Origin of the sequence: Streptomyces sp. NBC_00078 (assembly GCF_026343335.1) — a bacterium.
Classification (GTDB): Bacteria; Actinomycetota; Actinomycetes; order Streptomycetales; family Streptomycetaceae; genus Streptomyces.
Genome location: NZ_JAPELX010000001.1, coordinates 6,180,093 through 6,200,821, shown reverse-complemented (window position 1 = coordinate 6,200,821; position 20,729 = coordinate 6,180,093). Strand labels below are relative to the sequence as shown.

The window sequence follows — 20,729 nt, the reverse complement described above, 5'->3', positions numbered from 1 at the left end:
CGTCAAGAGCTGACTGTACGGAGCGGAGAGACCGCCCCGCACGGGAGGTGATGACGTGTCAGGAAGGCTTCTGCGTCTGGTGTGTACGGCGGCGATGGCCGCCGGCGCCGTCCTCGCACCGCTGCCCGCCGCAGCCGTGCCCGAGCCCGGGCCCGGCGGCGAACGCACCGTCGCCCAGCAGCTGACGGACCTTCAGCGGCTTTACCGCGAGGCGGAGCGGGCCACCGAGACCTACGACGCCACCGCGGAGAAACTGAAGAAGCAGCGTGCCGAGGTGGCCCGTCTGGACCGCGCGCTGGCCCGGACCCGCCTCTCGCTGCAGGACAGCCGGGGCGCGGCGGGCCGCCTGGCCCGGCAGCAGTACCAGGGCAGCACCGACATCTCCTCGTACGTACGCCTGCTGCTGGCCCGCAACCCGCAGCAGGCGCTCGACCAGGGCCATGTGATCGGCCAGTTGGCGCGGGAGCGGGCCGAGACGGTCGGCCGGCTGACCGGCACCGAGAAGAAGGCCGACGTCCTGGCCCGCAAGGCGCGCAAGGCACTCGACGACCAGCTCTCCCTGGCCGCGCGGCAGAAGAAGGACCGGGACGACGTACAGGGACGGTTGAAGGCCGTCGAGGAACTCCTCGTCTCCCTCACCCCCGAACAGCTGGCCGCGCTCGCCGAGTTGGAGAAGAACGGGGTCGACAGGGCACAGCAGCGGATCACGGCGTCCGGCGCGCTGAGTGACAAGAACGAGGCGTCGCAGGAGGGCGACCGGGCGCTGCGGTACGCCGTGCGGCAGCTGGGCAAGCCGTACCAGTGGGGCGCCGAGGGCCCGAGGTCGTACGACTGCTCGGGGCTGACGTCAGAGGCCTGGGACCACGCGGGCAAGCCGATCCCGCGGACCAGCCAGGAGCAGTGGGCGCAGCTGCCGCGCATCCCGCTCGACCAGCTGCGCCCCGGTGACCTGGTGGTCTACTTCCCCGAGGCCACGCATGTCGCGATGTACGTGGGCCGGGGCATGGTGATCCAGGCGCCGCGCACCGGCGAGAAGGTGAAGCTCTCGCCGATCGCGACCTATCCGGTCCTGGGAGCCGTCCGGCCGGACGGTGGCCGGACGGTCGATGATCAGCCGGTCGACGGCCGGACGGTCGGTGATCAGCCGGTCGACGGCCGGACGGTCGGTGATCAGCCGGTCGACGGCCGGACGGTCGGTGATCAGGCGGTCGGCGAGCAGGCTCCGGTGACCGACGCGAGGTAGGCCTCGGTCCTGGCCGGCTCGTAGAAGAAGTTCTCGAAGTCGGCCGGGTCGTTGAACCCGTTGGCGAAACGGTCGGCGACCGGCTGGAGCAGGCCCGCGGCGCCGATGAGGTTGAGGATGTGCTCCGGCGGCGGGGCCAGCATGGCGTTGGTCCACTTGGTGACGTGCTGGGCGGTGTCCCAGTAGCGGTCGAACGTCGCCTGCATCCAGGCCTCGTCGAACTCCTTCTCGCCGTGCTCGACGATCGAGGAGAGGTAGGAAGCGGCGCACTTGGAAGCCGAGTTGGAGCCCTGCCCGGTGATCGGGTCGTTGGCGACGACGACGTCCGCGGCACCGAGGACCAGGCCGCCGCCGGGCAGACGGCCGATGGGGTTGCGCACGGTGGGGGCGTAGCGGCCGGCCAACACGCCGCCCGCGTCGGTCAGTTCGACCTTGGTGGCCCGCGCGTACTCCCAGGGCGTGAACCGCTCCATGAGTTCCAGGGTCAGGGAGAGGTGCTCCGCCGGGTCCTTGACGCCGTTGAAGACGTCGAGCGGGCCGCCGGGTATGCCCTCCCAGAAGAGGATGTCCGCTCGCCCGGAGGTGGTGAGCGTCGGCATGACGAACAGCTCGCCCACGCCCGGGACCAGGTTGCAGCGGACCGCTTCGAACTCCGGGTGCTCCGGGCGCGGGCCGAGCCCATGGACGTACGCCACCGCGAGGGCGCGCTGCGGCTCGCCGTACGGCGAACGCGACGCGTCCCGGCCGAACATGGACACCAGCTCGCCCTTGCCCGCCGACACCATCACCAGATCGTACGTACGGGAGAAGTAGTCGAGGTCGGAGACCGCCGCGCCGTGGATGACCAGCTGGCCGCCGCGCTGCGCGAACGTCTCCATCCAGCCGGCCATCTTCACCCGCTGGTCGACCGACTGCGCGTACCCGTCGAGCCTGCCCACCCAGTCGATCGCACGCTGTGTCGGGCCCGGGTCGTGCGAGCCGGGGGCCGCGACCGAGACGCCGAGTCCTTCGATCTTCGGGGCCTGGGACTCCCAGAAGTTCAGCTGGAGATCGCGCTCGTGCTGCAGTGCCGTGTGGAACATGCACTGCGTCGACATGACCCGGCCGGAACGGATCTCGTCCGCCGTCCGGTTCGACATCAGGGTGACCTCGTACCCCTGCGACTGAAGGCCGAGGGCGAGCTGGAGACCGGACTGACCGGCTCCTACGACGAGTATCTTCCGCATGCGGGTGACTACTCCTAAGAGGGGCTACTACTCGGGGGTCTCGTCGAGCGCGTGGCCGACGAGGGACAGGAGAGTCTCGATCACCGAGATCCTCCGCCGCGCATCCATGATCATTACGGGTATGTGTGCGGGGATCGTCAACGCCTCCCGCACGTCCGCCGGTTCGAACAGCTCGGTGCCGTCGAAGTGGTTGACGGCGACGACGTAGGGCAGTCCGCAGCTCTCGAAGTAGTCGAGGGCCGGGAAGGAGTCCTTCAGACGGCGGGTGTCGGCCATGACGACGGCGCCTATCGCGCCGCGCACCAGGTCGTCCCACATGAACCAGAACCGTTGCTGACCCGGCGTGCCGAACATGTAGAGCACCAGGTCGTCGTCGAGCGTGAGGCGGCCGAAGTCCATGGCCACGGTGGTGGTCAGCTTGCCGGGCGTGTCGGTGAGGTCGTCGGTGCCCTCGCTCGCCTCGGTCATCAGCGCCTCGGTCTGCAGGGGCGTGATCTCCGAGACGGCGCTGACCAGAGTGGTCTTGCCGACGCCGAAACCGCCCGCCACGACTATCTTCGTGGCGATGGGGGCGCGGGTGCGATCCGTCTGCCAGGGCTGTTCGGGCCCCTCTTCGTCGAGGAGCGGAAAGACGCCGCGAGCGGCGTCAGAGACGACGGAGTCCACTCAGCACCCTTTCCAGCAGAGCCCGGTCCGGACGGCCCGTGCCGTGACCGGTACCTGTTCCGTACACGCGGATTCTTCCCTGGTCCGCGAGGTCGCTGAGCAGCACGCGGACCACGCCGAGCGGCATCTTCAGCAGCGCGGCGATCTCGGCCACCGTGCGCATGCGGCGGCACAGTTCGACGATGGCGAGCATCTCCGGCATGACCCGGGTGCTGAGGGACCCCTTCGTCAGTTCCTTGCGCTCCTCGGGGGCCTCCAGCGCCGCCACGAACGTCTCCACGAGGAGGACGTGGCCGAAGCGGGTACGGCCGCCGGTGAGCGAGTACGGGCGCACGCGGGCCGGCTTGCGGTCGCCGCGGCGCACCGGCAGCTTCTTGGGCGTACTGCTCATCGGGTGCTCCCCGTGGACTGCGTTTCCAGGGATTTCCGTAGCTCGCTGCGGAGTTCGGGGGTCAGCACGTGGCCGGCGCGGCCGACGAACAGGGCCATGTGGTACGCGACCACGCTCATGTCGCAGTCCGCCGAGCCGTGCACGCCGAGCAGCGAGCCGTCGCTGATCGACATCACGAACAGGCTGCCCTCTTCCATCGCGACCATCGTGTGCTTCACGTTGCCGGAGCCCATCAGCTTGGCCGCGCCGATGGTGAGGCTGCCGATGCCGGAGACGATCGCGGCGAGGTCTGCCGAGGAGCCCCTGGGGCCGGTGGGCCTGGTTCCGCGGGCCTCGCGGGCTGCGGCGTTTCGGCCCGGGTCGGAGGAGAGAAGGAGCAGGCCGTCGGAGGAGACAACCGCCACTGACTGGATGCCCGGCACCTCCTCGACCAGGTTCGTCAGCAGCCAGTGCAGATTGCGGGCTTCACTGCTCAGTCCGAAGGTACTGGGCGCGGTCAACTGCTTGCCTCCTCGACGGTGCCCCCCGTGGCTTCTTCGGATACGGCATGTTCGGTGGCCGGTACCCGGGTCGGTGCCTGAGCCGGTACCTGGGTCTGGGCCGTCCGTTCGGCGATCTCCGTCTCTACGTCGCGGTAGCCGGCCTGGGCGCCCTGACGGAAGCCGCCGAGTCTCCTGCGGAGGGCTTCCGCATCCACCGAGCGCCGGCGTGGGGGCGCGGACTGAGTGGGGGCGACGATCTTGGGGGTGCGCTTGGGGAGGCCCTTGGCGGTGACGGGCTCCTCGTCCGGAGTGCGGGTGTGTTCCGCCTCGGCGGCGCCTTCGTCAGGTGTGTACCCACCGACACCACTCGTACCGCCCTCGTCGTCGGGTGCGGGTGGCCCCTGCGGGGCGAACTCGGCGTCGGCGGCCGCACGCTGAGCCGGAAGCGGGACCGTCCCGGCCGCCGGCCGCGGGTAGGCCTCGCCCGTCTCACGCGCGGGCCGGTCGTGGCTCTCCGGCGTCTCGGCCACCGGCTCGTCCTGAGCCTCGGGCACGAATGACGAGATCAGCAGCTCCATCGTGACCTCGGCCGCCGGCACGTCGGGCACAGGGGACTCCGACTGCGGTTCGGCGTACGCCGGTACGTCGGACTCCGAGTGTGGTTCGGATTCCGCCGGCATGTCGGACTCCGACTCGGCGTACGCCTGTACAGGGGACACCGACTGCGGTTCGGATTCCGCCGGTACGGCGGACTCCGACTCGGCGTACGCCGGAAAATGGGACACCGAGTGCGGTTCGGCGTCTGCCGGTGCACCGAGTTCCGACCGCGCCTCGAACTCCGCCGGCACATCGGACACCGACAGCGGCTCAACGTCCGCCAGCGCACCGAGTTCCGACCGCGCCTCGGATTCCGCCGACGCATCGGACACCGACTGCGGGCCTGCGGTTGGCGGTGCGCCGAAGCCAGGCTGCGGGTCGATGCCCGCCGGTCCCTCACACCCCGGCTGCGGGCCTGCGGTCGGCGGTGCGTCGTCGGAGGTCGGCTGCGGCTGGGTGGCCGTGGGCTCCGGTTCCGTCGGGGCGGCCGGTACAGGTACGGCCTCCGGCTCCGGCTCCGGCCGCTCTCGTATCGCGTTCTCCGCCAGTGTGACCAGGGGGTCGGTGGAGGTCGAACGGCCGTAGAGGATGTTGGAGTTGGCCTCGGCGTCGGCGCCGGGGAGGGAGAAGGCGGGGGTGGCGCCCGTGGTGGGCGCGGTGGCGGACGGGACGGCGGACGGCTGAGCCGAGGCGAGCAGGCCGCCCGGCACGACCACGACCGCCGCGACGCCCCCCTGCTTCTGCTCGCGCAACTGGACGCGGACGCCGTGGCGGTGGGCCAGTCGCGCGACGACGTAGAGGCCGAGGCCGAGGCCGGGTCCCTCGTTGCCCTCGTGGTCGTAGGGGGACTCCGGGTCGAACTCGGCGACGCGGGCGTTCAGGCGCGTCATCTGCTCGCCGGTCATGCCGATGCCCTCGTCCTGCACGGAGAGCATGACCTCGCCGTTCTCCAGAAGCCAGCCGGAGATCTCGACGGGCAGGTCGGGCGGGGAGAACGTGGTGGCGTTCTCCATCAGTTCGGCCAGCAGATGCGAGAGGTCGTCCGCTGCGAAGCCCGCGACGTGCGCGTGCGGCGGCAGCACGGCTATACGGACGCGCTCGTAGCGCTCGATCTCGCTGACCGCAGCACGGACGACGTCGACGAGCGGCACGGGATGCGCGCTCTGCTGCACGTGCTCGGTGCCGGCGAGGACGAGGAGGTTCTCGCTGTGCCGGCGCATCACCGTGGCGAAGTGGTCGAGCTTGAAGAGGGTGGCGAGGCGGTCCGGGTCGTGTTCCCGCTCCTCCAGGCCCTCGATGACGGCCAGTTGGCGCTCGACCAGACCGAGGGTGCGCAGCGCCAGGTTCACGAACCTGCCGCCGATGCTCTCGCGCAGACGCTCCAACTGGGCGGCGGAGTCGGCGAGATCGGTGCGCAGCTCTTCGCGGGCCTCGGCCATCTTCTGCCGCTGGCCGACCAGGTGCTTGCGGTCGGCCTCCAGGGTGGCGATCCGCTCGTGCAGGGCGGCGGCGTGTGCGTGCAGGGCGTTGACGGAGCGGACGACCTGGGCGAACTCGTCGTTGCGGCCGGTGAAGGTGACCGGTTCCTGGGCGGCCGGGTCCTCCGCCTCGGCGAGCCGGGCCGAGCCGCGGCGCAGGACGGAGAGCGGGCGCGTGAGGCTGCGGGCCATCGCCGTGGCGACACCGACCGCGAGCAGCATGAGGGCGCCGAGGACGGCGATGCGCAGCTCCAGCGTGCTGACGTCGTCGTCGCGCAGCTGGGCGAGGTCCTTGGTGCGGCGGTCGTAGAGGGCGGACTCCGCACCCCGCATGGCGTCGATCCGGGCGGAGAGCGCGGCGTCGACCTTTGTGGCGCTGGTGCCGAGTTCGGACTGGGAGAGCGTCGGCTGGTCGGTGAGGGCGGCCAGATACTGCTCGGCCGAGTTGACCTCGGCACCGGTGACCGTCGAGTCGTACGACGCCCGGGCGGCCTTGGGCGCGGTGTCGTGGAAGTCGGCCAGGGCCGCGTCGGAGCGTAGCCTGGCCTGCTGGGCGGCGGCGGTCAGCGCGCCTCGCTGCTTGGTGTCGGCGGCCGAGGAGGTGGTGATCGTGGTCGGCAGGCCGGTGACGGGGCTGATGACCGACTGCTGGGACGTCGGCACGCTGAGCGCGGCGAGGAGCAGCCCGCGGGCGGCGGCGGACTGCTGGACGGCGGAGTCCAGCTCGGCGAGGGCGTACGCGCCCGAACCGGCCCGGGGCGGCACCTGCTGGGCCAGCTGCTCGGCGAGGCCGTGCAGTTCGGTGATGGCGGCGGAGTAGGCGTCGTGCGCCTGGAGAGCGCTGCTCTTGCCGGTGAGCGCGGAGCGGCGCAGGGCGGCGATGCCGTCCAGGTCGCCGCGCAGCGAGGCGGACGTGCCGGTGTTCTCCCGCAGGTCCTCGACCTGCCGGTCGACACGGGCGCTCGCCTGCTCGGTGGGTGCCTTGGACTTGGCCCGGCCGGCGGCGATGTAGGACGTCACCTCGTCGCGCTCGTCGGCGAGCGAGTGGGCGAGATTGAGGGCGTCCTGGGTCTGCTCGGCGAGCGTCACCAGGTCCTGGGAGTCCTTGAGCTGACCGGAGGCGGCGAGGACGGAGGGGGCACCGGCGCCGGCGATGGCGGCGGCCACGACGGCCACGGCGACGACGAGCCGGTTGCGTACGTGGGTGGGCCGGCCCTTGCCGGTGGTGGTGCCGGTGCTGCCGGGCGCGCCCTCCGCGCCCGCTGCGGGGTCCGTCTGCTTGCCTGTGCGACGAGGCCGCGTCTTCTGCACCGGTGCTCGCATTCCTGACTCGTGATACTCATGGGCCCGGGTGACGCTCCGTCAACTGACGCCGACCGTGCGTACCGCCGATACGGTCCCCGACCCTCCCAGTGCCGGTGGGCAGTGGCCGAGCATCACCTGACCCGCCACCCGAAGGAGTGAACATCGGAGGGGAGTTGGCGAGCAAGTTCCTCGGACGGGCGCAGCGGCCTTGCGCGGCAGGCCGGTTGGACGTCTGCGCCCGGCGGTGGCACCATTCGCCGACACGCATTCCCGGAACAACGGATTCCACCCCAAACCAGGCGCCTGACCTGCGCGGGTGCGTGGATTGGGTAACCAGTGGCACCTTTTGGCGAACCCTGTGAAGACGTCGTGCAGACTGGCTGGATGCGTACGGAACTTGTCTCGGAGCCCGGCGATTCCACCCGCCCCAACGAGGACTTCGCCGCGGTGGCCCTGCCCGCTTCCGGCCAGGGCGGCGCCCTCGTCGTGCTGGACGGAGTGACGCCTCCGCGCGACGAGACGGGCTGTCTGCATTCGGTCCCCTGGTATGTCGCCCGCCTCGGTGGCGCCCTGACCGAACTGACTGTTTCCCTCCCGGATGTTCCGCTGTCCCAGTCCCTTTCCCGGGCCATCGCCCGCACGGCCGAGGCGCATGCGGATACCTGTGACCTTTCTCACCCACGCACCCCACAGGCGACGGTCGTTGTGGCGCGCTGGGGACTCAAGACCGTCGAGTACCTGGTCCTGTCCGACTCGGCCCTGCTCCTGGAGTCGTCTCAGGCTTCGGTGACGGCCGTACTGGACGACCGCCTGCACCGGCTGCCGCGCTCGGCCCTGGCGACGGACGCCCTGGTGGACTCCACCGTCCGGAACAAGGAGGGCGGCTTCTTCACGGCGGCCGCTGATCCGTCGGTTGCGGAGCGGGCCGTGACGGGGGCGCTCCCCCGCGGGGAGGTCCGTGCGCTGGCCGCGCTGACCGACGGGGCGACGCGATGGGTGGAGAAGTTCCGCGAGGGTGACTGGGCGGACTGCTTCCGGCTCGTACGGAAGGAGGGAGCGGGGGCGCTCGTCGAGCGGGTGCGGACGCTCGAAACCGCGGACACGGAACGGGTGTTCCTGCGGCGGAGCAAGACACACGACGACGCGACGGTGGTCTACGTGGAGCTGTGACGCTCCGCGCGATGGGCGCGGCGCCCCTCCGCTTCGCCGCCCCTACCTCTCCATTCCACGGTTCAACTGCCCGAGCAACCGTGCCAGTTCGGCCACCTCGCGCCGCTCCCAGTGCGACAGCTGGCTGACGTACCGCGCCCGCCGGGCGTCGCGGACCTTGCTCACCCGCTGGTGCCCCTCGTCCGTGAGGTGGACGAGCCAGGCGCGGCCGTCGGCGGGGTCGGGTTCGCGGGCGACCAGCCCGAGGTCCTCCAGGGCGCGCAGCTGGCGGGACATGGTCGCCTTGCCGACGCCGATGTAGGCCGCGAGTTCCGTCGCACGCTGCCGGCCGCACTCGTCCAGCCGGATGAGCAGTCCGTACGCCGCCGTCTCCAGGTCGGGGTGGACCTCTCGGGCCATCTCGCCCTGGTTGGCGCGGGCGCGCCTGAACAGGACCGTGAGTTCACGCTCCAGCGACAGGTACTCATGGTCTGCGCCACTCGGGGACGCCTGCGCCGGGAGGCGGCGCTCGTCCCCGTTATCGCCTTCGTGCACGTCAGCCCCTGCCTCGGTTTCCCGATCCTGAAAGTTTCCGCCAGACCCCGTCGTTGCCGCAGCTCTCCAAGTATTTCGCAGGGCTGGACCAATGGCAGCATCCGGCCCCTCTTCCCACCCTCTCTTCTACGTGCGTAGCTTCTTTACCGGGGCAATTCCTGGCATGTCCACGCCAGTAGCACACCGGTGCGGCTGATCCCTCCGTACAGATGTGGCGAAGGCCCGGCCACCCTCACGGGGCCCGGGCCTTCCCTCATCCCGCGGCGTCCGTCACGCCGCCACGGGAACCTTCGGCGTCGCGTCGCTCGTGGCGGGCGCGAGTGCCAGTTCCAGGACCTGGCGGACGTCCGTGACGGTGTGGACGTCGAGCTTGTCCAGCACCTCCGCGGGGACGTCGTCCAGGTCGGCCTCGTTGCGCTTGGGGATGATGACGGTGGTGACGCCCGCGCGGTGCGCCGCCAGCAGCTTCTGCTTCACGCCGCCGATCGGGAGGACCCGGCCGGTCAGTGAGACCTCTCCCGTCATCGCCACGTCCGTGCGGACCAGGCGGCCGGACAGGAGGGAGGCCAGCGCCGTCGTCATCGTGACGCCGGCGCTCGGACCGTCCTTCGGGACCGCGCCCGCCGGGAAGTGGATGTGGGCGCCCCGGTCCTTCAGGTCGGCCACCGGCAGTTCCAGTTCGGCGCCGTGACTGCGCAGGAAGCTCAGCGCGATCTGCGCCGACTCCTTCATCACGTCACCGAGCTGGCCGGTGAGGGTCAGGCCCGCCGCGCCCGTCTCCGGGTCGGCCAGGGACGCCTCCACGAACAGCACGTCTCCGCCCGCGCCGGTGACGGCCAGGCCGGTGGCGACACCGGGGACCGCGGTACGGCGCTCCGCCGGGTCCTGGGCGGACTCCGGTACGTGGTGCGGGCGTCCGATCAGGGCGCGCAGGTCGCCGTCCGTGATGGTGAACGGCAGCTCGCGCCCGCCCAGTTCGTGCTCGGCCGCGACCTTGCGCAGCAGCCTGGCGATGGACCGCTCCAGGGTGCGGACGCCCGCCTCGCGCGTGTACTCGCCGGCGAGCTTGCGCAGGGCACTCTCGTCGAGAGTCACCTCGTCCGCGTCCAGGCCCGCCCGCTCCAGCTGGCGCGGGAGCAGGTGGTCGCGGGCGATGACGACCTTCTCGTCCTCGGTGTAGCCGTCGAGGCGGACCAGCTCCATACGGTCGAGCAGGGCCTCCGGGATGGCCTCCAGGACGTTCGCCGTGGCGAGGAAGACGACGTCGCTGAGGTCGAGTTCGACCTCCAGGTAGTGGTCGCGGAAGGTGTGGTTCTGCGCCGGGTCCAGGACCTCCAGCAGCGCCGCCGCGGGGTCGCCGCGGAAGTCCGAGCCGACCTTGTCGATCTCGTCGAGCAGGACGACCGGGTTCATCGAACCGGCTTCCTTGATGGCGCGGACGACCCTGCCGGGCAGGGCGCCGACGTACGTACGGCGGTGGCCGCGGATCTCGGCCTCGTCGCGCACTCCACCGAGGGCGACGCGGACGAACTTCCGGCCCATCGCGTGTGCCACCGACTCGCCGAGAGACGTCTTGCCGACGCCGGGCGGGCCGACGAGGGCCAGGACGGCACCGCCGCGCCGGCCGCCGATGACGCCGAGGCCGCGGTCGCTGCGCCGCTTGCGCACCGCCAGGTACTCGGTGATCCGCTCCTTCACGTCCTCCAGGCCCGCGTGCTCGGCGTCGAGGACCGCCTTGGCGCCCATGATGTCGTACGCGTCCTCGGTCCGGGTGTTCCACGGGAGTTCGAGGACGGTGTCCAGCCAGGTGCGGATCCAGGAGCCTTCGGGGGACTGGTCGCTGGACCGCTCCAGCTTGTCGACCTCCTTCAGCGCCGCTTCCCGCACGTGCTCCGGGAGGTCGGCGGCCTCCACACGGGCGCGGTAGTCGTCGGACTCCTCGCCGTCCTGTTCGCCGTTCAGCTCGCGCAGTTCCTTGCGGACGGCCTCCAGCTGGCGGCGGAGCAGGAACTCCCGCTGCTGCTTGTCGACGCCTTCCTGGACGTCCTTGGCGATGGTCTCGGCGACGTCCTGCTCGGCGAGGTGGTCGCGCAGCTGCTGGGTGGCGAGCTTGAGACGGGCGATCGGGTCGGCGGTCTCCAGCAGTTCGATCTTCTGGTCGGTGGTCAGGAAGGGCGAGTATCCGGAGTTGTCGGCGAGCTGGGACACGTCGTCGATGGCCTGGACGCGGTCCACGACCTGCCAGGCGGCGCGCTTGCGCAGCCAGGCGGTGGCGAGGGCCTTGTACTCCTTGACCAGTTCGGTGACATGGCCGGGCAGCGGCTCCGGCACGCTCTCGTCGATCCTCGTCCCCTCGACCCACAGCGCCGCGCCCGGGCCGGTGGTGCCGGCGCCGATCTTCACGCGGCCCCGGCCGCGGATCAGGGCGCCCGGGTCGCCGTCGGCCAGCCTGCCGACCTGCTCGACGGTGCCGAGCACGCCGGTGCCCGGGTATGCGCCGTCGATGCGTGGCACCAGCAGGACCTTCGGCTTGCCCGGTTCGGACCGGGCGGCGGCCTGGGCGGCCTCCACCGCGGCGCGTACGTCGGGGTCGTTCAGGTCCAGCGGCACCACCATGCCGGGCAGCACGACCTCGTCGTCGAGTGGCAGCACGGGCAGGGTGAGCGGTGTGGACGTCGAAGCCATGATCTACCCTCCGGCAGTCAAGTTGAGTTATGCCGACTCAATGCACGGGACTCCACGAATGTTCCCGAGGCCGTGTTCGCCGTGAGCGATCATCTCTGCCGGTCAGGGGTGAGCTGCGCATATCTTCGTTTCAGTAATAGATGAAAGTGGATTGCAGTTATTACAGGGGTGGTGTCGTGGACGAGGTCGTACGGGCATGGGTGCACGGGTGGGTCCTCTCGCGCCGGGCCGCTCCCCCGATGGCGGAACCGTGGGGCTGGACGGTCGACGTGGGGCTGGTGGACCAGGTCTCGCGCCATGTCTTCGGCGCGACGAACGACGATGTCGACGAGAACACCGTGCGGAAGGTGGCCGGCTCGGTGTCCGGGGCCGGTGTCTGGCTGAAGGTGTTCCAGGATCCGTCGGTGGCGCGGGAGTGGGTGGGGGCGGGCTGGTGGGTGGATCCGGAGCCGGGGCATCTGATGACGATTCCGCTGACGGGAGCAGAGGAGACCGAGGTTCCGTACGGCCACCGGTTGCGGTGCTGGACGCGGGGCGGTGTCACCACGGTGCTGGTCGCGGCGCCGGACGGGTCACTCGCGGCCCGCGGGCAGATCGCGGCGAACGGCGCGACGGCGGTCGCCGACCGGATAGAGACCGCGCCGGCACATCGGCGACGGGGGCTCGGGAGCGTGGTCATGCGGACCCTGCAGCGCGCGGCGGCCGAGCAGGGCGCCGAGACGGGCGTGCTGGCCGGGACACCGGCGGGGCGGGCGCTGTACGAGGCGCTGGGCTGGCGCGCCGTGGCTCCGCTGACGAGCGCGAGGTTCGTGGGCCCGGCGGGCCGGCCCTGAACGGGGCATGCCGGCCTCGCATAGCCGACGCCACAAACCCCCGACGCCGTTCACAGGAACGGCGCTGCGGGTCCGCGCCCTCGCTCACAGGCTGCGACTCCCAAAAACCCCGGGCCTCCCAGGGCCGCTAGCGGGCCGCGCCGGGACCGTCCCGGTGCCGGCGTCTGACCATCGGCCATGTCGCGATGCCTATCGCCAGCGAGATCAGGTGGCCCCAGTTGGTCATCGGGTCCGTGAACTCGATCAGGTCCTCGACCAGCATCCCGCCGAACAGCGCCAGCAACGGCCAGCGCAGCCACGGTGTCAGCAGTCCGGCCAGGGCGCCGACGCCCGCGGCCACGCCGAAGCTGATGCCGTAGTCCAGGCGGTGCAGGGAGCTGTCGGGGAGGTGGCCCACCAGGACCGCGAGACCCACCGTGCCCTCGGTCGCGAGGGTGGCCAGGACGTGCCCGAGCAGGAAGACGACGGCCGCGCGCGCCCCGCCCACCCGCCGCTCCAGCGCGGTCAGGACGAGCAGGAACACGACCATGTACGGCGAGGTGATCCCGCCCGCCACCCACAGGGCGCTGGCGAGCAGCACCAGGACGGGCGTCTGCACGAGGTGCGCCACGTCGGTACTGGAGGCCTGGTAGAGGGTGTGGAGGAGAGACGGGGAGGCATACGCGGTGATCAGTGAGGTGAGGACCAGGACGGCCGCGTAGGCGAAGGTGAACGGGGTGCCGGTGGGGGTCGGCAGGAGGCGCCAGGGACGGAGGGCGCGGGCCGTGCGGACGGGCACCGGCAGGCTGGGCGCCGCGATGCTCGCAGGGCCGCGCTGGCGGGGCATACCGTCCAGGAGCCCGGACGCGCCGGGCGCGGGCGCGACCGAGGGCTCGTTCTCGGCCGTCGCGGTGGGTTCCACGGTGAGGCGCTCCTTCTGTTGCGCCCCACCCTCGGCAACCACAGGGGCCCCTGTCTGTGACCGACGCCACGCGAGAGGCGATTCACAGCAACCTCTCAGGCTTCTTACGCGTCCGGGGGCAGTTCCGTGCCATCGGCCCCGATGCCGGCGCGCGTCGGCCGGGTCGCCGGGTCCCGTTCTCCGGCGCGGTGGACGGACGCGTCGCCGATGGCGTCGCCGCGGAGGTCCGCGCGCATCGGTTCACGGCGGTGCCGGGTGCCGCCCGATCGTCCTCCCGCCGTCCTTCACCGTTCCTCGAACGCCTTCACCGCCCCGGAAACGGTGGCTGCGGCGGCGTACGGCGACCAGCTCGTCCCCACCGGAGCCCCCCAGCGCCACCCAACGGCTCGCCTGCGCTCCTCTTTCTCACGGCACTCGCGGCGTGAGGCCCGCGGCGCGCCCTGCAGCCCATGCAGGATGGGGCCATGACCGCCAGCCGCGACACCCCTTTGGTCCTGGACCGGCGCGAGGGACCGTACGGCGAGGTCGTGCTGCGCCGGCACGGCGCGTTGCTGCAGATCATCGCCAACGGCTGCTTCCTGATGGACACCTCCGACGGCCGCTCGGAGCGGCTCCTCGTGGACATCGCACGTGCCGCCCTGGGCCGGCGCACGCAACCGGACGTGCTGATCGGAGGCCTGGGCGTGGGGTTCTCCCTGGCGCACGCGGCGGCCGACCCTTACTGGGGCGCGATCACGGTCCTGGAGCGCGAGCGCGCCATCATCGACTGGCATCGCGACGGCCCCCTCGCCGCCTTCTCGGCGCGGGCCCTCGCCGACCCCCGCACGGAGATCGTCGAGGCGGACCTGATCACTTACGTCAATGAGACATCCGACACGTACGACGCCCTCTGCCTCGACATCGACAACGGCCCCGGCTGGACGGTCACCGAGGGCAACGACGATCTCTACTCACCGGCCGGACTGACAAGCTGCACAAGGGTGTTGAAGCCGGACGGGGTACTGGCGGTGTGGTCCGCCCAGCCGTCTCCGGATTTCGAAGAAACCTTGTGGAATGCCGGGTTCCAACAGGTGCGTACCGAAGAGATCCCGGTTGCCCGGGGCGTTCCCGACGTCGTGCACATCGCCGTCCGACCTGGATAGCCGCGGCGCGGTGACTCCCCGTACCCTGCTTGCCTGGCGCAGATCATTCAAGCGTCAATCGCAAGCGTGCGCAGGCATGCGCATGCCTGCGCCAGTAAATACGGATCACCCCACGGATTCCGAAAGCAACTCAGGGGCGGGCGATGGAGCAGACCCACACATCCCACAACGGCACGACAGCGACCCCGGGCGCGCAGCGCAGGGTCCTGGTGGTCGAGGACGACGCGACCATCGTCGACGCCATCGCGGCCCGCCTGCGCGCCGAGGGCTTCCTCGTGCAGACCGCGGGTGACGGTCCGGCGGCCGTCGACACCGCCGAGGCCTGGCAGCCCGACCTGCTGATCCTCGACATCATGCTGCCCGGCTTCGACGGCCTGGAGGTCTGCCGCCGTGTGCAGGCCCAGCGCCCGGTGCCGGTGATGATGCTCACCGCGCGCGACGACGAGACCGACATGCTGGTCGGGCTCGGGGTCGGCGCCGACGACTACATGACCAAGCCGTTCTCCATGCGAGAGCTGGCCGCGCGCGTGCATGTGCTGCTGCGCCGGGTGGAGCGTGCCGCGCTGGCGGCGGCTACGCCCAGAAGCGGCATCCTCCGGCTCGGCGAGCTGGAGATCGACCACGCCCAGCGACGGGTGCGCGTGCACTCGGAGGACGTGCATCTCACGCCCACCGAGTTCGACCTGCTGGTCTGCCTGGCGAACACCCCGCGCGCGGTGCTCTCCCGTGAGCAGCTGCTGGCCGAGGTGTGGGACTGGGCCGACGCGTCGGGCACCCGGACCGTCGACAGCCACATCAAGGCACTGCGCCGGAAGATCGGCGCCGAGCGGATCCGCACGGTGCACGGCGTGGGCTACGCGCTGGAGACCCCGACGCCATGAGTGGCGGTCCGCCCGCACGGAGAAGCCCCGGGGAGGAGCCCTGGGGCGGCGTCCGCCCGTTCTCGATCAAGACCAAGCTGGGCGCACTGGTCGTCATCGCCGTCCTCATCACCACCGGGTTGATGATGATCGCGATGCGCACGGCGACGGAGCTGCGCTTCATCACTGTCTTCTCGATGGTCGCCACACTGCTGATCACGCAGTTCGTGGCCCATTCGCTCACCGCACCCCTGGACGACATGAACGCGGTCGCCCGGGCCATCTCACACGGCGACTACACCCGCAGGGTGCGCGAGAACCGCCGCGACGAGCTGGGCGACCTCGCGCAGACGATCAACCGCATGGCCGACGACCTGGAGGCCCAGGAACGGCAGCGCAAGGAGCTGGTCGCGAACGTCTCGCACGAGCTGCGCACTCCCATCGCGGGCTTGCGGGCGGTGCTGGAGAACATCGTCGACGGCGTCACGACCGCCGACCCCGAGACCATGCGCACGGCTCTGAAGCAGACGGAGCGCCTCGGCCGGCTGGTGGAAACGCTGCTGGACCTGTCCCGGCTGGACAACGGCGTCGTACCGCTGCGCCAGCGGCGTTTCGAGGTCTGGCCGTATCTGTCGGGCGTGCTGAAGGAGGCCAACATGGCCGTGCCCGCGCGCGCGGGCATCGCCTCGGGCTCCGGCAGCCACACCCGTACGGACGTCCATCTGCACCTCGACGTGTCCCCGCCGGAACTGACGGCGCACGCGGACCCCGAGCGCATCCACCAGGTGGTGGCGAACCTCATCGACAACGCGGTCAAGCACAGTCCGCCGCACGGGCGCGTGACCGTGAAGGCGCGGCGCGGGCTGCAGTCGGAGTCGCTGGAGCTGGAGGTGCTGGACGAGGGTCCGGGCATTCCGCGCTCGGAGTGGCACCGGGTCTTCGAGCGTTTCAACCGGGGCGGCGCGGGCGCGTCCAACGGGCAGGGCGGCGACGGCGGTACGGGCCTCGGGCTCGCGATCGCCCGCTGGGCGGTCGACCTCCACGGAGGCGGGATCGGAGTGGCCGAATCCGAGCGTGGCTGCCGGATCCTCGTCACCCTCCCGGGAGAGACATCCGTTCAAAGTTGACGTAAAGTCCGAACCGGAGCCTCAAGATCCACCGACGTCCGCGCTGCTGGACACGTGTGATCAGGCCGATGCCCGTACGCCGCGCGTGCAGGGCCTGTGTCGGTGTTTCCCAGTGCCTCTGATCTGTAGCGAAACCGCGTTTGTTTCCCGCCATTTCCAGGCCCGAAACACGCTTTCCGGTGTGACTTACACGACGATGAACCGGCCCGGCCTGACCTTCGGGGTCTTGGGGGCGTAGCCTTTATTTCCGCTGTCCATCACCTTGTGAAGCGGAAGAGGGCGGTTGCCGCCGTGTCGCCACAGTCCCCCAGTAACTCGAGCATCTCGACCGACGCAGACCAAGCGGGCAAGAACCCCGCTGCGGCGTTCGGCCCCAACGAGTGGCTCGTCGACGAGATCTATCAGCAGTACCTCCAGGACCCGAATTCGGTAGACCGAGCCTGGTGGGACTTCTTCGCCGACTACAAGCCGGGCGCCGCTGCCGCCCCGGCTCCGGCGGGTAATGCGGCGGCGGGGGCCACCACCCCGGCGCCCGCGGCCCCCGCCCCGGCTGCGCAGGCTCCGGCCGCCCCCGCGGTTCCCGCACCGGCCCCGGCCGCCGCTCCGGCGCCCGCTCCCGCGAAGCCGGCCGCCGCGGCCCCTGCTCCGGCTCCGGCGAAGCCCGCCGCGGCCAAGCCTGCTGCGGCCAAGGCCGCGCCCGCGGCCCCCGACGGGCCGGAGCTGGTCACGCTGCGCGGCCCCGCCGCCGCCGTCGCGAAGAACATGAACGCCTCGCTGGAACTGCCCACGGCCACGTCCGTGCGCGCGGTCCCGGTGAAGCTGCTGTTCGACAACCGCATCGTCATCAACAACCACCTGAAGCGCGCCCGGGGCGGGAAGATCTCCTTCACGCACCTGATCGGCTACGCGATGGTGCAGGCCATCAAGGCCATGCCGTCGATGAACTGGCACTACGCGGAGAAGGACGGGAAGCCCACCCTCGTCAAGCCGCAGCACGTCAACTTCGGCCTGGCCATCGACCTGGTGAAGCCCAACGGCGACCGCCAGCTCGTCGTCGCCGGCATCAAGAAGGCCGAGACGCTGAACTTCTTCGAGTTCTGGCAGGCCTACGAGGACATCGTCCGCCGCGCCCGCGACGGCAAGCTGACGATGGACGACTTCACCGGTGTCACGGTCTCCCTGACCAACCCGGGCGGCCTCGGCACCGTGCACTCGGTCCCGCGTCTGATGCCCGGTCAGTCGGTCATCATGGGCGTCGGCTCCATGGACTACCCGGCGGAGTTCCAGGGCACCTCCCAGGACACCCTGAACAAGCTCGGCATCGCGAAGGTCATGACGCTCACGTCGACCTACGACCACCGGGTCATCCAGGGCGCCGCGTCCGGCGAGTTCCTGCGCGTCGTCGCGAACTACCTCCTCGGCGAGAACGGCTTCTACGACGAGATCTTCGAGGCCCTGCGCATCCCCTACGAGCCGGTCCGCTGGCTCAAGGACATCGACGCCTCGCACGACGACGACGTCACCAAGGCCGCGCGCGTCTTCGAGCTGATCCACTCCTACCGGGTCCGCGGCCACGTCATGGCCGACACCGACCCGCTGGAGTACCGCCAGCGCAAGCACCCCGACCTGGACATCACCGAGCACGGCCTCACCCTGTGGGACCTGGAGCGGGAGTTCGCGGTCGGCGGCTTCGCCGGCAAGTCCCTGATGAAGCTGCGCGACATCCTCGGCGTGCTGCGCGACTCGTACTGCCGCACCACCGGCGTCGAGTTCATGCACATCCAGGACCCCAAGCAGCGCAAGTGGATCCAGGACCGCATCGAGCGCTCGCACTCCAAGCCGGAGCGCGAGGAACAGCTGCGCATCCTGCGCCGCCTGAACGCGGCGGAGGCCTTCGAGACCTTCCTGCAGACGAAGTACGTCGGCCAGAAGCGCTTCTCCCTGGAGGGCGGCGAGTCCGTCATCCCGCTGCTGGACGCGGTCCTCGACAGCGCGGCGGAGTCCCGGCTGGACGAGGTCGTCATCGGCATGGCCCACCGCGGCCGGCTGAACGTGCTCGCGAACATCGTCGGCAAGTCGTACGCGCAGATCTTCCGGGAGTTCGAGGGCAACCTCGACCCGAAGTCGATGCACGGCTCCGGCGACGTGAAGTACCACCTGGGCGCCCAGGGCACCTTCACCGGCCTGGACGGCGAGCAGATCAAGGTCTCGCTGGCCGCCAACCCCTCCCACCTGGAGACGGTCGACCCGGTCATCGAGGGCATCGTCCGCGCCAAGCAGGACATCATCAACAAGGGCGGCACGGACTTCACCGTCCTGCCGGTCGCCCTGCACGGCGACGCGGCCTTCGCGGGCCAGGGCGTGGTGGCCGAGACCCTGAACATGTCGCAGCTGCGCGGCTACCGCACCGGCGGCACGGTCCACATCGTCATCAACAACCAGGTCGGCTTCACGGCGGCGCCGGAGTCCTCGCGTTCGTCGATGTACGCGACCGACGTGGCCCGCATGATCGAGGCCCCGATCTTCCACGTGAACGGCGACGACCCGGAGGCCGTGGTCCGCGTCGCGCGGCTGGCCTTCGAGTTCCGCCAGGCGTTCAACAAGGACGTGGTGATCGACCTCATCTGCTACCGCCGCCGCGGTCACAACGAGTCGGACAACCCGGCCTTCACCCAGCCGCTGATGTACGACCTGATCGACAAGAAGCGCTCGGTGCGCAAGCTGTACACCGAGTCCCTGATCGGTCGCGGCGACATCACCCTGGAAGAGGCCGAGCAGGCCCTGCAGGACTACCAGGGCCAGCTGGAGAAGGTCTTCACCGAGGTCCGCGAGGCCACCTCGCAGCCGGGTGTCGCCCCGGTGTCGGACCCGCAGGCCGAGTTCCCCGTCCCGGTGACCACCGCGATCTCCTCCGAGGTCGTCAAGCGGATCGCCGAGTCCCAGGTCAACATCCCCGACCACTTCCACGTCCACCCCCGTCTGCTTCCGCAGCTGCAGCGCCGGGCGACGATGGTCGAGGACGGCACGATCGACTGGGGCATGGGCGAGACGCTCGCCATCGGTTCGCTGCTGCTGGAGGGCACCCCGGTCAGGCTGTCCGGCCAGGACTCCCGCCGCGGCACCTTCGGCCAGCGCCACGCGGTCCTCATCGACCGCGAGACGGGCGAGGACTTCACCCCGCTCCAGTACCTCTCCGAAGAGCAGGCGCGCTACAACGTCTACGACTCCCTGCTCTCCGAGTACGCGGTCATGGGCTTCGAGTACGGCTACTCGCTGGCCCGACCCGAGTCCCTCGTGATGTGGGAGGCGCAGTTCGGCGACTTCGTCAACGGCGCACAGACGATCGTCGACGAGTACATCTCGGCGGCGGAGCAGAAGTGGGGCCAGACCTCCGGCGTCACCCTCCTCCTCCCGCACGGCTTCGAGGGCCAGGGCCCGGACCACTCCTCGGCCCGGATCGAGCGCTTCCTGCAGCTCTGCGCGCAGAACAACATGACGGTCGCGATGCCGACCCTGCCGTCGAACTACTTCCACCTCCTGCGGTGGCAGGTGCACAACCCGCACCACAAGCCGCTGGTGGTCTTCACCCCGAAGTCGATGCTGCGCCTCAAGGCCGCCGCGTCGAAGGCGGAGGAGTTCACGTCGGGTCAGTTCCGCCCGGTCATCGGCGACTCGACGGTCGACGCGGCCGCGGTCCGCAAGGTCGTCTTCGTGTCGGGGAAGCTGTACTACGACCTGGAGGCCGAGCGCACCAAGCGCGGCGCCACGGACATCGCGATCGTGCGCGTCGAGCGGCTGTACCCGCTGCCGGGTGCCGAACTCCAGGCGGAGATCGCCAAGTACCCGAACGTCGAGAAGTACCTGTGGGCCCAGGAGGAGCCGGCGAACCAGGGTGCCTGGCCGTTCATCGCCCTCAACCTGATCGACCACCTGGACCTGGCGGTCGGCGCGGACGTCCCGCACGGCGAGCGCCTGCGCCGCATCTCGCGCCCGCACAGCTCGTCCCCGGCGGTCGGTTCCGCGAAGCGGCACCAGTCCGAGCAGGAGCAGCTGGTGCGTGAGGTGTTCGAGGCGTAGTCGCGGCCTCTG

16 protein-coding genes are annotated in these 20,729 nt (G+C 70.6%); 7 read left to right on the top strand and 9 right to left on the bottom strand.

Going from position 1 to position 20,729, the window contains the following annotated elements; genetic code table 11:
- Positions 1 to 55 precede the first annotated feature (55 nt).
- Positions 56 to 1,243, top strand: a complete 1,188-nt coding sequence (locus tag OOK07_RS29245; protein WP_266799399.1) for a C40 family peptidase — start codon at positions 56 to 58, stop codon at positions 1,241 to 1,243.
- On the opposite strand, the gene OOK07_RS29240 is transcribed toward OOK07_RS29245, so the two are convergent.
- The 5 genes from OOK07_RS29240 to OOK07_RS29220 are packed head-to-tail and all read right to left on the bottom strand — an operon-like array spanning position 1,201 to position 7,394.
- Positions 1,201 to 2,469, bottom strand: a complete 1,269-nt coding sequence (locus OOK07_RS29240) for a styrene monooxygenase/indole monooxygenase family protein (RefSeq protein WP_266799397.1) — start codon at positions 2,467 to 2,469, stop codon at positions 1,201 to 1,203. The genes OOK07_RS29245 and OOK07_RS29240 overlap by 43 nt on opposite strands.
- A 27-nt stretch (positions 2,470 to 2,496) precedes the next feature.
- Positions 2,497 to 3,135: a GTP-binding protein gene (locus tag OOK07_RS29235; RefSeq protein WP_266684795.1), complete on the bottom strand. Its 639-nt coding sequence runs from the start codon at positions 3,133 to 3,135 to the stop codon at positions 2,497 to 2,499.
- Positions 3,116 to 3,526 (bottom strand): DUF742 domain-containing protein, encoded by a 411-nt coding sequence (locus OOK07_RS29230; protein WP_266684793.1) that lies wholly within the window; start codon positions 3,524 to 3,526, stop codon positions 3,116 to 3,118. The genes OOK07_RS29235 and OOK07_RS29230 overlap by 20 nt, the downstream gene beginning before the upstream one ends.
- Entirely contained in the window at positions 3,523 to 4,026 is a 504-nt protein-coding gene (locus OOK07_RS29225; protein WP_266799395.1) for a roadblock/LC7 domain-containing protein, read from the bottom strand. Before OOK07_RS29225 ends, OOK07_RS29230 begins: the two co-directional genes overlap by 4 nt.
- Positions 4,023 to 7,394 carry a sensor histidine kinase gene (locus tag OOK07_RS29220; protein WP_266799394.1) on the bottom strand — a complete coding sequence of 1,124 codons (3,372 nt, stop codon included), beginning with the start codon at positions 7,392 to 7,394 and terminating at the stop codon, positions 4,023 to 4,025. Before OOK07_RS29220 ends, OOK07_RS29225 begins: the two co-directional genes overlap by 4 nt.
- A gap of 378 nt (positions 7,395 to 7,772) precedes the next feature.
- Between OOK07_RS29220 and OOK07_RS29215 the strand changes: the two genes are divergently transcribed.
- On the top strand, positions 7,773 to 8,558 hold the full coding sequence (locus OOK07_RS29215; protein ID WP_266799392.1) for a protein phosphatase 2C domain-containing protein: 786 nt from the start codon (positions 7,773 to 7,775) through the stop codon (positions 8,556 to 8,558).
- Positions 8,559 to 8,600: 42 nt separating this feature from the next.
- Here OOK07_RS29215 and OOK07_RS29210 read toward each other — a convergent pair whose 3' ends face one another.
- Together OOK07_RS29210 and lon are read right to left on the bottom strand one after the other, a co-directional pair.
- Entirely contained in the window at positions 8,601 to 9,092 is a 492-nt protein-coding gene (locus OOK07_RS29210; RefSeq protein ID WP_266684785.1) for a MarR family winged helix-turn-helix transcriptional regulator, read from the bottom strand.
- A 270-nt stretch (positions 9,093 to 9,362) separates the two neighbouring features.
- Entirely contained in the window at positions 9,363 to 11,777 is a 2,415-nt protein-coding gene (lon, locus tag OOK07_RS29205) for an endopeptidase La (protein WP_266799390.1), read from the bottom strand.
- 176 nt (positions 11,778 to 11,953) lie between these two features.
- Here lon and OOK07_RS29200 point away from each other — a divergent pair, with 176 nt between their 5' ends.
- Complete coding sequence (locus OOK07_RS29200) at positions 11,954 to 12,610, top strand: GNAT family N-acetyltransferase (RefSeq protein WP_266799388.1); 657 nt, start codon at positions 11,954 to 11,956, stop codon at positions 12,608 to 12,610.
- Positions 12,611 to 12,737: 127 nt separating this feature from the next.
- On the opposite strand, the gene OOK07_RS29195 is transcribed toward OOK07_RS29200, so the two are convergent.
- Positions 12,738 to 13,511 carry a rhomboid-like protein gene (locus OOK07_RS29195; protein ID WP_266799387.1) on the bottom strand — a complete coding sequence of 258 codons (774 nt, stop codon included), beginning with the start codon at positions 13,509 to 13,511 and terminating at the stop codon, positions 12,738 to 12,740.
- Between the two features lie 104 nt (positions 13,512 to 13,615).
- The gene (locus tag OOK07_RS29190; protein WP_266799385.1) at positions 13,616 to 13,747 is read right to left on the bottom strand and encodes a hypothetical protein; all 132 of its coding nucleotides are present in this window, start codon (positions 13,745 to 13,747) and stop codon (positions 13,616 to 13,618) included.
- A 228-nt stretch (positions 13,748 to 13,975) separates the two neighbouring features.
- Here OOK07_RS29190 and OOK07_RS29185 point away from each other — a divergent pair, with 228 nt between their 5' ends.
- The 4 genes from OOK07_RS29185 to OOK07_RS29170 all read left to right on the top strand — a co-directional run bounded on the left by OOK07_RS29185 (position 13,976) and on the right by OOK07_RS29170 (position 20,717).
- A complete protein-coding gene (locus OOK07_RS29185; RefSeq protein ID WP_266684775.1) occupies positions 13,976 to 14,653 on the top strand; it encodes a spermine/spermidine synthase domain-containing protein in 678 nt (225 codons plus the stop codon).
- A gap of 143 nt (positions 14,654 to 14,796) precedes the next feature.
- Positions 14,797 to 15,534: a response regulator transcription factor gene (locus OOK07_RS29180; protein ID WP_266521446.1), complete on the top strand. Its 738-nt coding sequence runs from the start codon at positions 14,797 to 14,799 to the stop codon at positions 15,532 to 15,534.
- Positions 15,531 to 16,640 (top strand): HAMP domain-containing sensor histidine kinase, encoded by a 1,110-nt coding sequence (locus OOK07_RS29175; protein ID WP_266684773.1) that lies wholly within the window; start codon positions 15,531 to 15,533, stop codon positions 16,638 to 16,640. The genes OOK07_RS29180 and OOK07_RS29175 overlap by 4 nt, the downstream gene beginning before the upstream one ends.
- Positions 16,641 to 16,931: 291 nt before the next feature.
- The gene (locus OOK07_RS29170; protein WP_266799382.1) at positions 16,932 to 20,717 is read left to right on the top strand and encodes a multifunctional oxoglutarate decarboxylase/oxoglutarate dehydrogenase thiamine pyrophosphate-binding subunit/dihydrolipoyllysine-residue succinyltransferase subunit; all 3,786 of its coding nucleotides are present in this window, start codon (positions 16,932 to 16,934) and stop codon (positions 20,715 to 20,717) included.
- The last annotated feature ends 12 nt before the right edge of the window (positions 20,718 to 20,729 follow it).